Genomic DNA, 229 nt, shown 5'->3' on the forward strand with positions numbered 1-229 from the left:
GTCTATATCCATAAAAGCAAGCTTATCAGCGTCATCATACCAAGCGCCGATACCATACTCTTTATATAGCTGCTGCCAAGGGAACTTTGCACCGGGGTCTATCTTACGCGAGGGTGCCATATCAGAATGACCGATGATATTCTTTGGTGAGATGCCATATCTGCCGGTGATATCTTGCACCAGCTCCGCGACCTTTTTAATCTGCAACTCATCAAAAGCGACATAATGG

Annotated in this window: 1 protein-coding gene; it reads right to left on the minus strand. The window is 45.9% G+C overall.

The window, feature by feature from the left end:
• Positions 1-229 (minus strand): N-acetylmuramoyl-L-alanine amidase (locus AAEY79_RS16665; protein ID WP_352289945.1); only part of this gene is annotated, 229 nt, incomplete at both ends.

The organism is Psychrobacter sp. GW64-MNA-CIBAN-0177 (genome assembly GCF_040309585.1).
GTDB lineage: Bacteria > Pseudomonadota > Gammaproteobacteria > Pseudomonadales > Moraxellaceae > Psychrobacter > Psychrobacter okhotskensis.